A 12452-nucleotide genomic window follows, 5' to 3' on the forward strand; every position below is an offset into this window, starting at 1 on the left:
TCACACCAGCCGAGTTCGAACAGCAACTGATCACATCACATACGCTGTCACTCGTCGCATGAAACCCGGTGACCACTCCCGGGGATCAACCTCACCACCCTGGTTACACCGTTGGTTTGTTTGACAGACCCTTCCACCGCTGTACCGACACGACCCGACGGCCATGACGCTGGCAGTGGTCGCCCTCAGTCACCGGTCGTCGGGGCTCAGCAGCGCGGCGGCCGCGGCGATGAAGGCGACAGATGCTTCCTTGGCCGCATGCCGCCGGGCATCCAGCTCGGCACGGTCGACGGCCTCGCGCAACGCGTACGTGGTATCCGCGGCCTGCTGGGCGGGGCCGACCAAGTCGGGGACCAGCACCCGAAGGCGGATGTGGGGCGCGGTGACAGCCGCCCGGGTGTCGTGGGACCTCGTCCGAGCCTCCAACTGGTGCTCGGTGCCTGCCTCGGCCAGGTCTGCTCGCTCCAGCTCAACACTCACGTAGTCACGCTGTACGCACCGGGAGCGGCACTGGGCGGGTGCGAAACAACATCCGGCCGATCAGGCTGCATGTTGCTAGTTGTGAAGTTCCGCCGCACCGGTCTCATGGGCGAACCAGCAGCCGCGTGATGAGCGCTGGACATTGAAGCGGCGCCCAAGATCTGGATGCGCCGGGTGGCACGCTCAGCGACGGCGACGACGCAGCTGCGAACCCTGGCCAAGTGCTCTCGCAGGAACGCACGCGATCACCGGCCTGGCAGCGTGAGAACGTGCTCCAGATGAAGGATCTGCCGTCGGGTGCGGGAGGCGTCAAGCCCAACCCTAAACCCTGCGCTACTGCAACCGCCACCTCCCCGCACGACTGAATGCGGTCCACATGGATGTCGCCTCAAGCTCCCCGCCGCCTGACCGTGAGCGGCAGCGATCGTGCGGGCCTTCAGCCACATCCGTGCCCCACCCCACCTAGCCTGACCAGCCCACCCGGTTCCACTGAGAACACGAGCCTAGGGCCCGCCGCACCGGTCCCCCGCGACGCCCAACTCCGCGCCAGCAGAGGGCAGGAGGGTCTTGACATAAGTCTCTCGATAGAACACTCTCATCAGGTGCCAGCCAATGATCATTCGTCTTCGCCGCAGCATCTGACCGATCCCTCGTCCATAAGGGCCCTCTCGCACGCGGTGCGGTTGGCCTTGATCGAGGTCCTCGGTGTGCACGGCGCACTCACCGCTACACAGGCTGGGGAGTTGATCGGCGAGAGTGCTACTACGTGTTCTTTCCATCTGCGCCAGCTAGCCAAATACGGCTTTGTTGAGGAGGCAGGCAAGGGGCCCGGTCGCTCACGCCCGTGGCGTGTTAAGCAGGTGGGGTGGATCGTTGAGGAAATCGCAAACGATACGGAACAGAATGCTGCGGCAAAGATCTTGGGTGAAATAGCTCTCGAGCGGCAGCTCCAACGGCACCAAGAGTTCAATCACCGAAAGCATGAATATCCAGTTGAATGGAGAGATGCTGGCGATGAATCTCATACGGTGTGGTGGGTAACGCCGAGCGAGATGGCCTCACTGCAGCAAGAAATTAACAACCTGATTTACCGGTTCCGTGAGCGACTCGAGAATCCGGAGCTACGGCCGGCTGGCGTTTTGCCGGTAGAGGTCATGGTGCTGACCCACCTATTCACTCCACCGGATATCGTCGCCCAGTCGCACGAGCAGGATAAAGATTGACTTTTAGACGAAGAGAAGAAAAAAAGGGGGGAGCGTGAAGGCCGCAGAAGCAGAGGTCGGATACACCAGTACAAATTGGATGCCGCTGCTAAAGTATAGAGATTTCTCCCTGTTATGGACTAGCCAGGCCGCGTCGCAGTTGGGATCAGCTGCCTCGATCCTGGCCTTCCCCTTGCTGGTTCTCTCGATACATGGCTCAGCAGTCCAGGCTGGCGCGGTAGGCACCGTGCAGGCCGTAATCAGGGCAGTGCTCCAACTTCCTGCAGGTGCGCTGACGGACCGCTGGAATCGCAGGCATTTGATGCTGGGATGCGATGCTGGCCGGACGGCTCTATTCATAACTCTAGGGGTGGCAATTCTGACAGGCCACGTCTCACTTCCTCTAGTTTATGCGATCTCCGGCGCTGCGGCGATTCTGGACGTTTTGTTTGGACCCGCTGAGACCGCGGCTATCAGTCAACTTGTTCCGACGGAAAGGGTCTCTGAAGCTTTCGCTAGAAATGAGGCCCGCTCTTACGCCGCGTCTCTGGCGGGACCCTCGCTCGGAGGTTTCCTCTACAGTGTCGGCCGCGCGGCCCCCTTTCTATTCGATGCCTTAAGCTATCTCGTATCGTTCATCTCAATCACCGCTATCCGTAAGCCCTTGCAGCACTCGCGCACGGACAGATCCGACAGCTCACTGGTGAGCGACATCCGAGAAGGCCTCAAATATGTGGCGGGCAGCCCTTTCCTTCGCGCCGTAATCTTTGTTGCTACGCCGGTCAATTTTGCTCTCACTTCGGCGCAATTCTCAGTCGTATTGACGCTTCGCGAGAACAGCTATCCCCCCTTCCTTCTCGGGATGGCGCAGGGCATAATTGCTGTCGGTGGACTCCTGGGTGCGATTTCCGCAGCATGGATACAGAGGCGTGCTTCCTTCCGTACTCTGCTAGTAATCGCAGTCTCGGCTCTGTTTGTGCTCCTAATAGTCAGCGCACTATTGACCGGCAATTTCTATATGGTATTTCCACTGACTCTCGGCCTGTTCCTTGCTCCCGCTATCAATGCGGCTCTTTTTGGTCGGCTGGCTACCACAACACCGGATCACCTCCAGGGTCGAGTTATAAGCGTCGTCGTCCTATCTGCCACAGTAGTCGCATCCACGGCGCCGCTTGCTGCCGGACTATTTATCGAACGACTGGGCAGTGCTGCTGCTATGACTGTCTGCGTCGCCGCTATGGGATTGTCGCTAATCTCGGCGCTTTGTCTTCGAGGGCTCCGCAGTCCGGCCCTCATCGCCGAGGATTCCGTGCTTGGGGAGTAGCGACCTGCCATAAGCCTTCACCATTCAAAAAGTGGGAGATTGGGTTGGGCTCCTCGAGCACCAGCACTCTGTACGAGGTGAGAAATCCGCCCTCGTTCGGGACCGTCCCGCGCGGTTGCGCACGACGGTGATTCGCCCCGAGCGTTACGGCGATCCGGAGACAGCTTTCCGGACGGAAGCCGTCGACACCTCCGAGGTTCCGCCAGCATTCGTTCTGGGCGCGGTCATGACGTCCGAAAACAACTACAAGGTCAAGCCGTTCGACAGGATACGACTGTGAAATTCCAGTTCTACGCGCATCCCCCCGACACCGAGGGCCTGGACGTCGTGGTCACCAGCGTGGCTTCGGACGCTCACACATGGAATCTGGTCTACATACAGCTCCTCCTTGAGGAGCTGGGGCATCGGGTAATCAACCTCGGCGGCTGTGTGCCCGACCAGCTGGTGGTCGACGCATGTCGCGCCCGGCGTCCCGATCTGATCGTGATCTCCACGGTCAACGGGCACGGTTTCGTCGACGGCAAGCGCGTGGTGAGGCTGCTTCGCAGCTACCACGAACTGTACGCCACACCCATTGTCATCGGGGGCAAGCTCGGCATCGCCGGTGGAGAACAAGGGCACGGTGTCCGTCAGTTGCTAGAGGCCGGATTTGACGCCGTATTCGAAGAGAGCGCCGGGATCGTCAGCTTCCGTGACTTCGTCCAGTCCCTGCCAGCCAGGGTGATGACGCGATGAGCGGGGGTGATCAGGCAAGGCCCATGCATAACCCCGGCGGTTGGCCCGGTGCGGGGCCGTCGGTCAGGTCTTTCGGGGCGTTTGTCGACGCCGCTCAGCGTGCTGGTCATCTAGTGGTCCAGCCGCGGATGGGAATGAGCGACGCACGGCTGATGCGGTCCGGGCTGCGGGCGACCCGGCAGGCCGAGGCGGTCACGGTGGGGACGATCACACTGGACAGCTATACCCGCCTGAACTCCCACGAGTTAGCTCGCCGCGCGCTGGTCGAAGGCGTGGCGCTGAACGGCTACCCGATGGTGGCCCACGGAGCCGCGACCACGCTCGGCGTCATCGAAGGGATCGCCGGCCCGGACTTCCCGGTCCAGGTCCGGCACGGTTCGCCTTCCCCCTACGCAATCTTCGAAGCCTTGACGGCTGCGGGGCTGGCCGCCACTGAGGGCGGCCCGGTCTCCTACTGTCTGCCCTACAGCCGGAACCCGTTGGAGCAGTCCGTAGCGGACTGGGCTCGCTGCTGTGAGATGTTCGCGCAGCTCCAGGAGACGGGCGCCGAGCCGCACTTGGAGACCTTCGGTGGCTGCATGATGGGCCAGTTGTGCCCACCCGGCCTGCTGGTTGCTCTGGCGGTGCTGGAGGCTCTCTTTTTCAAGCAGCACGGGCTGCGCAGCGTCTCGCTCAGCTATGCGCAGCAGACGAATGCCGCGCAGGACGAAGAGGCAATCGATGCGCTGGCCACGATCGCCGCCGAGTTGCTGGGCGCCATGGACTGGCACATCGTTCTCTACGCGTACATGGGAGTGTTTCCGCGTACGCCGACTGGGGCCGCGCTGCTCCTGAAGGACGCGGCTCGGCTGGCGGTGCGGACGGGCGCTGCGCGGCTCATCGTCAAGACGTCCGCTGAAGCGCATCGGATACCGAGCATCGCCGAGAATGTCGCGGCCCTGGAGCTCGCTGCGCAAGCCGCCGCCCAGGAACCAGCCAGGCGCACGGCGGGCAGCGGTGAGAACACCGGCATCCTCGACGAGGCGCGGACGATCATCGATGCCGTTCTCGCTCTCGCCCCCTCTGTCGGCAGGGCGCTGGTCCAGGCGTTCAGGACGGGGTTGTTGGATGTTCCGTACTGCCTGCATCCGGACAATGCCGGGCGCACGCGGAGCTACTTGGACACCGAGGGACGGCTGCACTGGTGCGACGTCGGCTCGATGCCGGTGCGCCGAACGGTCCATGGCCGAGTCCGGCTCTCCTCCGCCGACCTGCTTCGCTCCCTCTCCTTCACCGAGCGCAAATACGACCAGCTCGCTCTGGCCGACGCGACGTTCTCCTCCCAAGTCACTCGAACCCAACACGAGAAGGAATCGGTCTCATGACGCATGTTACGGGGTCCGCGCTGCTCGAGCAGCCGTTGCCTGCGCCCGGTAAGCTTCGGCAGCACCTCACCTCGGACATCACCAGGGCCGTGCTGGCAGTCCAGCGGCACATACTGGTCGTGGCCCGTGAGCACCTTACCGAGGCCGGGTTCATGGAGATGTTGCCGCCGATCATCGGCCCGGTAACGGATCCGGGGACGCGTGGCTCGAAGCAGGTGGACCTGGATTACTACGGCCATCGATACAAGCTGATGACCAGTGCGATCCTCTACAAGCAGGCCTCGCTGCTGACCTACGACAAGATCTTCTACATCGCGCCGAACGTCCGCCTGGAGCCGTTGGAGACGACCAACACCAGCCGCCACCTCGCCGAGTTCCATCAGATCGACGTCGAGATGGCCGGTGCCTCGCGCGAGGAGATCACCGGTGTTCTGGAGCAGCTGGTCCGGCAGATCGTGCGCCGGGTGATCGCCGATCTGCCAGCGGAGCTGGAGACACTGGGCCGTGATCCCTTGGCCTTCGAATCGCTGGTAACGCAAGTCTTTCCGTCCATGACGCACGCTCAGGCCCTGCAGCAACTTCGGGAACTGGGCCATGTGCAGAATACGGACGCAGAGATCGAATGGTCGGGTGAGGCGCTGCTGTCCGGCCACTTGGGTCGACCGGTTTTCGTCACCAACTACCCAAAGGGGTCACGCGGCTTCTACGACCGTGAGAGCCAGACCGAACCGGGTATGCTGCGCAACTTCGACTTGCTGGCCCCGGAAGGGTATGGCGAGCTGTGCAGCGGCAGTGAGCGGGAGTACGACTACGCGCGCATCGTCAGCCGCATCCGGGAGACCGGCGAGAACCCGGCCAAGTACGGCTGGTATCTGGACCTGCTGCGCGACGGCATTCCCGCCAGCGCCGGTTTCGGCATCGGCCTGGAGCGGATCACCCGCTACATCGCCGGCCTCGACAGTGTCTGGCAGGCGTCCGCGTTCCCGAAGCTGCCGGGAGTGGTGTCGCCGTGACGGATCTGCACACCCACGACTTCGGCGAGGAAGCGGTCCGAAGGCGCGCTCGCGAGGGCATGGCCGCAGCCTTCCCCGACCGGCGGGACTACGGGCAGCTCCTGTTTGGTTCGGTCCCGGCACCGGCCCGCACCGGCGATCCCCTAGACGGCATGCGGCTGACTCCGCCCGTCTTCATGCCGCAGCGCCTGGAGAAGCTACTCGAACTCGGCCGCGAACCCCTGCACAGCGACGTCGTCCTGGACACAGTGATCGGCGGGCTGCGCTCCCCGCTGCCGCTCTACATGTCCGCCTTCGGATCGACTAGAGCCGCCGGCACAGAACAGGTGCTGAACGCCGGCCGACAGGCCGGGCGTCTGGGCATTCCCATGACCATCGGCGAAAACATCGTGCCCATGACGGGATACGGCAGAGCCGGTGAGCAGACCCGACGCAGTGTCCTCGACAGGCTCGCCGCCTACCAGGAGGAACTGCCGGATGGGTGCGGCGGGCTGGTGATCCAGCAAAGCACCGAGGACGCCGATGCCGAGGTATGGAACCTCGTCTACAGCGACCCGTCCGCCCGGTCGCTGCTGGACAGCGGCCGGCTCGCCTTCGAGCTCAAGGTCGGTCAGGGGGCCAAGCCTGGTCTTGGCGGAATGACCCTGCTGAACCGCTCGGCCGCCGCTCAGGTGGACAAGCAGTTCGCGATAGACGAGATCTTCGGCCAGGACGCCGATGAGGTCCTGCGGTCCGGCAGCGCGGGGACCTTCACGGAGGAGATCTTGCGCCAGCAGGTCCGGCTGATGCGCAACAACTTCCCCCGGGTGAAGGTCTGGGTGAAGCTGCATCCGGGGCGGGACATCGCGCACGCCGCAGCCACCGCCTGGGAAGCGGGCGCCGACGCCGTCGTTCTCGACGGGGCGGAGGGCGGCACTGGCTGGGCCCCCCTCGCTACGATCGGCCAGGTCGGACTGCCGTTGGGCGAGGGCCTGCTCCGGATCGGCAACCGTGAAGCGTGCCTGCTCGCCTCCGGCCGGATGTGGGAGGGCAGCCGAGCCGTCAAGTGTCTGGCGCTGGGTGCCACTGCGGTCGGACTCGGGCGCGCGGCGCTCCTCGCCGTCGATGAGGATCCGGCGGCGGGGCTGACCCGTCTGGTGTCCTGTCTGGCGCTCGAACTGCGGCTGCTGATCAGCGCGTTGGGCAAGTACGCCCCCAGTTCCCTGAGGCCCGAGGATCTGTGGCCTCTACCACGTTCGGCGGCGGCTCCCACGACCAGTTGACCGGCTAACTCTTGGGAAACCTGTGATGACTTCATCAGCTTTCGATCAGCCCCGGCTCTGGCTTCACGACCTTCCAGATGGTCCGCGCCCGCAGGGCACCGTCCCGTTGAGCATCAGGCTGCGGGGGCCGTTGGACGTGCACGCCCTGCGGGCCGCAGTGACCGACCTCGTGCCTCAGACGCGGCTCCCCCGGGCGGTGTCCCACTGCTCCGAGGAGGACCTTTACGACGCACTGGAAGCAGCCGTGCATGACTGTGTGCGAGCGGGCGACGCGTCCGTACACGCCCAGTTGTTCTCGGTGGGCGCCGAGGACCATGTGGTGCTGCTGGTGATGCAACACCCGGCCGCCGTGTCCGGGTCACTCGACCAAGTGCTCGGTGATCTGGCCGCGGCCTACACCGCGCGGTGTCAGGGCGGCACGGCTGACGTGCGGCCGGGCTCTCCCCGCCGTGACGATCCGGCACCCGTTCCGCAGAGCGAGCTGTCGCGGCAACTCGCCCACTGGCGCCGCGCCCTGGCCGATCTACCCGAGGAGTCGGCCCTGCCCACCGACAGGCCCCGTCCTCCCTCGCTCTCCTTCCGTCGCGCCCTTCATGCAACAAGGATCGGGGCCGGACTGCACGAACGGCTCATCGCGTTCGCGCTGGAGCACCAAGTGCCAGTGTTCTTGGTGCTCCAGGCAGCCATGGCGGGCCTGCTGTCCCGGCTGGGCGCCGGCACGGACATTCCCCTGGGCACCCCCGCTCCCGGACAAGAAGCGTCCGGTACGGCCAACTCCCTTGTGCTGCGCACCGATGTGTCCGGCGACCCTTCGTTCCATGAACTCGTCGCGCGGGTCCGCAAGACCGCCATCGAGGCCGACGCTCACCAGGACGTGCCCTTCGACCGCCTCGTGGAGGAACTGGCCCCTGCTCGTCCCCCGTCCCGCCACCCGTTCTTCCAGGTGATGCTGGTGCCCGGTGACCTCACCGCAGTTCGCGCCGAGTTCGGTCGCCTGACTGCCGAGGCGCGGGTGCTCGACCTGAACCTCGCCGCAGTCGATCTCGTCATGGAGTTCTCCGAGGGTCAGCACGCCGACGGGTCCGCGGCTGGCGTCGATGTCTCAGCCAGGTACTCCATCGAGCTATTCGACCGATCGTCGATCGTCGCCCTGGCAGATCGTCTGGTTCGCTTCCTGAAGACGGCACTCGCCACCACTGAGCAGCCGGTGAGCAAGCTGGCGGTGCTGTCGGACGCCGAGAACCGGATGCTGCTGGTCGACTGGAACGGCTCATCGGCACGGCAGCCGGCGGACCGTCTAGTGCACGAGGTGTTCGAGCAGCAGGCGGCGGAGCGGCCGGACGCCGTTGCCTTGATCTACGAGCGGACGCGACTGTCGTATCGCGAGCTGAATGTGCGGGCCGATCGGCTGGCCCACCACCTCGTCGCCGCCGGACTGCGACGCGGCGATGTGGTGGGGGTGTATCTGGAGCGCGGTATCGAGCTGGTGGTCGCCGTGCTAGCCGTGCTCAAGGCCGGTGGAACGTACACCATGCTCGACCCCGATCTGCCGGTCACTCGTGTGGAAGCGCTGCTCACACACGCCTCCACCCGCGCCGTAGTGACCGGAACGCAGCTCGCTGGGCGGCTGCCCGTACGTCCTGATCTGCTGATACGTGTCGACGCCGACGCGGAGTCGATCGCCCGGCAGCCGACTTCGGGGCTTGGGCACCGTGCCAGCCCGCTAGACGCGGCCTGTGTGATGTTCACGTCGGGCTCGACGGGCGCGCCAAAGGGCGTGGTGACTCCGCACCGCGCGATCGTCGGCACCATGCTGGGCCAGGACTTCGCGGCCATGGACCCTTCCCAGGTGTGGATGCAGTGCTCACCCGTGTCCTGGGACGCCTTCGCGCTCGAACTGTTCGGCGCCCTGTTCTCCGGCGGCACCTGTGTGCTCCAGCCGGGGCTGCGTCCCGAACCGGCGGTCATCGCCTCCCTCGTGCGGGAACACGACATCACCACGCTCCACGTGTCGGCGAGCCTGTTGAACTTCCTGCTGGACGAGCACCCGGCGACCTTCACCGGCCTGCGGCAGGTGATGACAGGCGGGGAGCCCGCTTCGGTGCATCATGTGATGCGGCTGGTGCGGGAGTTCCCGCAGATCAGGCTGATCAACGGCTACTCGCCGGTCGAATCGACGATCTTCACTCTGGCCCACCGGATCACCGCCGGAGACGATGCCCGAGCCTCCATCCCAGTGGGGCGGCCCCTGCGCGGCAAGGGCCTGTACGTGCTGGACAACAACCTCGCTCTGGCGGCTCCGGGGACCGTGGGTGAGCTCTACATGTCCGGGGTGGGACTCGCCCACGGCTACCTCGGCCGACCGGATTTGACCGCGGAGCGGTTCGTGGCCTGCCCCTTCGGCGCGCCCGGCGAACGCATGTACCGCACCGGTGATCTGGTGCGCTGGCGGGCCGACGGGGTCATGGAGTACCTGGGACGTGCCGACGAGCAGGTGAAGATCCGCGGCTTCCGGGTCGAACCCGGTGAGGTGCAGTCGGCGCTGGCCGACTACCCGGGGCTGCTGCGAACCGCAGTCATCGTGCGGGAGGACGTGCCCGGTGACAAACGTCTGGTGGCGTACGTCGTGGCCAGGGACGACAGCGGCGTGGATCCCGCGACGGTCCGTGCTTTCCTGGCCGAACGGCTGCCCCATTACCTGGTGCCGTCCGCGGTGGTCCCGGTGGCGGCGCTCCCCATGACGGCGACCGGCAAGCTCGATCGCCGCGCCCTGCCGGTCCCCGTCCTCGCTCGGCGCGAAGTCGACCGTGCACCGCGCAGCGCGCAGGAAGCAGTTCTGTGCGACCTGTTCGCCGAGGTTCTCGGAATCGACCGAGTCGGCATCGACGCCAGCTTTTTCGATCTGGGTGGCCATTCCCTGCACGTCACCAAGCTGATCAACCGGGTCCGCTCGGCCCTCGGGGCGGAACTGTCCATCAAGGCGGTCTTCGAAGCGCCGACGGTCGCCGTTCTCGTCGGCCGGCTCGCACCGCCACGCACTGCCGTACCCGTGCTGAGCGCCCGCCGCCGAGGCAACTCATGACCAACCGTCCCCATCGAGGAGGCACGACAGTGACCACCGCTCCCGACGAACCGCTCGCGATCCGCACAGTGCGCCGCTTCTACGACCTGGTCGACAGCGGAGACGTGCACGGCTTGGCCGCTCTGTTCGCCCCCGACGCCGCCTACCGGCGGCCCGGGTACGACCTCATGGTCGGTCCCGAGGGCCTGCGCGGCTTCTACGGCCGTGACCGCACGATCCGCTCAGGCCAGCACGCTCTCACTACGTTGCTCACGGATGGTCACACGGTCAGTGTGTTCGGCGAGTTCCAGGGTGATCTGCACGACGGCACCCCGGTGCACCTGCGCTTCGCGGACGGCTTCACCGTGCGTCCTGACGGCCTCTTCTCCAGCCGCGACACCTATTTCTTCGCCCCTCTCGTCTGAGACCACCTTTCCGAAGGAGCAACAGATATGTCCGCTATATCTGAACCGAACACTGCCCCGCACAACCGTGCGGTGCGGCACCCTGGCCATGGTGAGTCGTTCACTGAGCACATGATCAGCCTGGAATGGACCGAGGGCGATGGCTGGTCCGAAGGCCGGATGACCCCGCTGGAGAATCTGTCCGTTCACCCTGGGATGATCGGCCTGCACTATGGTCAGGTCGCATACGAGGGGCTGAAGGCCCACCGGCGCGTCGACGGTTCGATGGGTGTCTGGCGCCCGTACGACCACGCCGCGCGCTTCCAGCGTTCCTGCCGTCGGCTCGCTATGCCGGAGTTGCCGGTCGAGACGTTCGTGGCGGCCATTGATCAGCTGATTAACGCGGACGAGAGCAGCCTGTCCGACGATCCCGCCCACAGCATCTACGTACGGCCGATCATGTTCGGGACAGACACGTCGCTCATGCTGCGTCCGTCGCGGACGTACCGGTTCCTGGTCATGGCCTTCGTCGCCGGCGGTTTCTTCGGTGACGGCGTCGAGTCAGTCTCCGTTTTCGCGAGCCATGAGTACAGCCGCGCTTTTCCCGGTGGCACCGGTGACGTGAAGGTGGCTGCCAACTACGCCCCCTCATTCCTGGCTCAGCGTCAGGCAGAAGCCGCGGGCTGCCAGCAGGTCCTCTGGCTGGACGCCGCCGAGCGGCGCTATCTGGAGGAGATGGGAGGGATGAACCTCTTCCTGGTCCGTGGCCAGGGGGCACAGGCTCAGGTGATCACCCCGAAGTTGACCGGCACCCTGCTGCCTGGCGTCACGCGCAGCACAGTTCTCACCCTGGCCGAGCGCCTCGGTTACGACGCTGTGGAGGAGCGCATCGCCCTTGACCAGTGGCGCACCGAGTGCGCTGCGGGACTGATGTCCGAGGCGTTCGCCTGCGGAACGGCCGCCGTGGTCACCCCGATTAGCACCGTCGTGGACCGCAGCAGTACCTGGACCATAGGGGAGGGCAAGCCGGGCCCGGTCACGATGGCGCTGCGCACGGCACTTACCGATCTGCACCACGGGCTGGCCCCGGATCCGGAAGGCTGGCTGCACTCTCCGACCGGGCCGGGCCATGCCGCGCACTGAGCAGCCCCGTCAGGCAGGGCTGTGTGCCCATGGCCGACGTCATCGTCGCGAACCCAAAAACTCCCCTAACTAATCGTTACAGAATGACTTGAGCTGCGGGTCTTGTGCTGGGCGATCTTGGTCGGCAGGGTGTCCGGAGTGCGTGCTGATCTTGTTCCTGACGACCTGTGGGAGCGGGTGGCCCCGCTGCTGCCGCCCGCTCCCGAGCGGCGCCGCCGCTATCCCGGGCGGCTGCGTGTCTCCGACCGAGTGGCCCTCGCGGGCGTCATGTACGTGCTGGGGACCGGTGTGGCATGGCGTGATGTACCCGCGGAAGCGGTGGGCTGCCCCGGTGTGACGGCCTGACGCCGACTGCGGGACTGGACCGAGGCTGAGGCTGATCCTTTGGAGTGGACACCCTGACAATGGATCTTGATGGTCCAGGGAGGGATGTCCAGTTGGGACGTAAGTCTCCGTATCCGGAG

11 protein-coding genes and 1 pseudogene are annotated in these 12452 nt (G+C 65.4%); 11 read left to right on the forward strand and 1 reads right to left on the reverse strand.

What is annotated here, in order from left to right; genetic code table 11:
• Positions 1-189: 189 nt before the first annotated feature.
• Positions 190-480 carry a hypothetical protein gene (locus ACFYZB_RS46225; RefSeq protein ID WP_388768092.1) on the reverse strand — a complete coding sequence of 97 codons (291 nt, stop codon included), beginning with the start codon at positions 478-480 and terminating at the stop codon, positions 190-192.
• 602 nt (positions 481-1082) lie between these two features.
• Here ACFYZB_RS46225 and ACFYZB_RS46230 point away from each other — a divergent pair.
• From ACFYZB_RS46230 to ACFYZB_RS46280, 11 genes and pseudogenes are all read left to right on the forward strand, one after another.
• The gene (locus ACFYZB_RS46230; RefSeq protein WP_388768095.1) at positions 1083-1703 is read left to right on the forward strand and encodes a winged helix-turn-helix domain-containing protein; all 621 of its coding nucleotides are present in this window, start codon (positions 1083-1085) and stop codon (positions 1701-1703) included.
• A gap of 79 nt (positions 1704-1782) precedes the next feature.
• Entirely contained in the window at positions 1783-3006 is a 1224-nt protein-coding gene (locus ACFYZB_RS46235; RefSeq protein WP_388768114.1) for an MFS transporter, read from the forward strand.
• Between the two features lie 115 nt (positions 3007-3121).
• The gene (locus ACFYZB_RS46240; RefSeq protein WP_388768097.1) at positions 3122-3286 is read left to right on the forward strand and encodes a hypothetical protein; all 165 of its coding nucleotides are present in this window, start codon (positions 3122-3124) and stop codon (positions 3284-3286) included.
• Positions 3283-3741 (forward strand): cobalamin B12-binding domain-containing protein, encoded by a 459-nt coding sequence (locus ACFYZB_RS46245; RefSeq protein ID WP_388768100.1) that lies wholly within the window; start codon positions 3283-3285, stop codon positions 3739-3741. Before ACFYZB_RS46240 ends, ACFYZB_RS46245 begins: the two co-directional genes overlap by 4 nt.
• 23 nt (positions 3742-3764) lie before the next feature.
• Positions 3765-5105 carry a methylaspartate mutase gene (locus ACFYZB_RS46250; RefSeq protein WP_388768102.1) on the forward strand — a complete coding sequence of 447 codons (1341 nt, stop codon included), beginning with the start codon at positions 3765-3767 and terminating at the stop codon, positions 5103-5105.
• Positions 5102-6118: an asparagine synthetase A gene (locus ACFYZB_RS46255; RefSeq protein WP_388768104.1), complete on the forward strand. Its 1017-nt coding sequence runs from the start codon at positions 5102-5104 to the stop codon at positions 6116-6118. The genes ACFYZB_RS46250 and ACFYZB_RS46255 overlap by 4 nt, the downstream gene beginning before the upstream one ends.
• Positions 6115-7380 (forward strand): glutamate synthase-related protein, encoded by a 1266-nt coding sequence (locus ACFYZB_RS46260; protein ID WP_243769335.1) that lies wholly within the window; start codon positions 6115-6117, stop codon positions 7378-7380. Before ACFYZB_RS46255 ends, ACFYZB_RS46260 begins: the two co-directional genes overlap by 4 nt.
• Before the next feature lie 106 nt (positions 7381-7486).
• Positions 7487-10462, forward strand: coding sequence for an amino acid adenylation domain-containing protein (locus tag ACFYZB_RS46265; RefSeq protein ID WP_388768107.1), 2976 nt, complete (start codon positions 7487-7489; stop codon positions 10460-10462).
• Positions 10463-10491: 29 nt separating this feature from the next.
• Complete coding sequence (locus tag ACFYZB_RS46270; protein ID WP_388768109.1) at positions 10492-10866, forward strand: nuclear transport factor 2 family protein; 375 nt, start codon at positions 10492-10494, stop codon at positions 10864-10866.
• 27 nt (positions 10867-10893) lie between these two features.
• Entirely contained in the window at positions 10894-11988 is a 1095-nt protein-coding gene (locus ACFYZB_RS46275) for a branched-chain amino acid aminotransferase (RefSeq protein ID WP_388768111.1), read from the forward strand.
• Between the two features lie 138 nt (positions 11989-12126).
• Positions 12127-12330: pseudogene (locus ACFYZB_RS46280) on the forward strand (transposase); the annotation flags it as partial.
• Positions 12331-12452: the final 122 nt, after the last annotated feature.

Source organism: Streptomyces sp. NPDC001852, from assembly GCF_042891825.1.
Taxonomy (GTDB): Bacteria; Actinomycetota; Actinomycetes; order Streptomycetales; family Streptomycetaceae; genus Streptomyces.

Bases quoted from the DNA above. Each gene is read 5' to 3' on its own strand.
- ACFYZB_RS46275 (WP_388768111.1), top strand. From the start codon at position 10,894: ATGTCCGCTATATCTGAACCGAACACTGCCCCGCACAACCGTGCGGTG.
- ACFYZB_RS46235 (WP_388768114.1), top strand. From the start codon at position 1,783: ATGCCGCTGCTAAAGTATAGAGATTTCTCCCTGTTATGGACTAGCCAG.
- ACFYZB_RS46255 (WP_388768104.1), top strand. From the start codon at position 5,102: ATGACGCATGTTACGGGGTCCGCGCTGCTCGAGCAGCCGTTGCCTGCG.
- ACFYZB_RS46250 (WP_388768102.1), top strand. From the start codon at position 3,765: ATGCATAACCCCGGCGGTTGGCCCGGTGCGGGGCCGTCGGTCAGGTCT.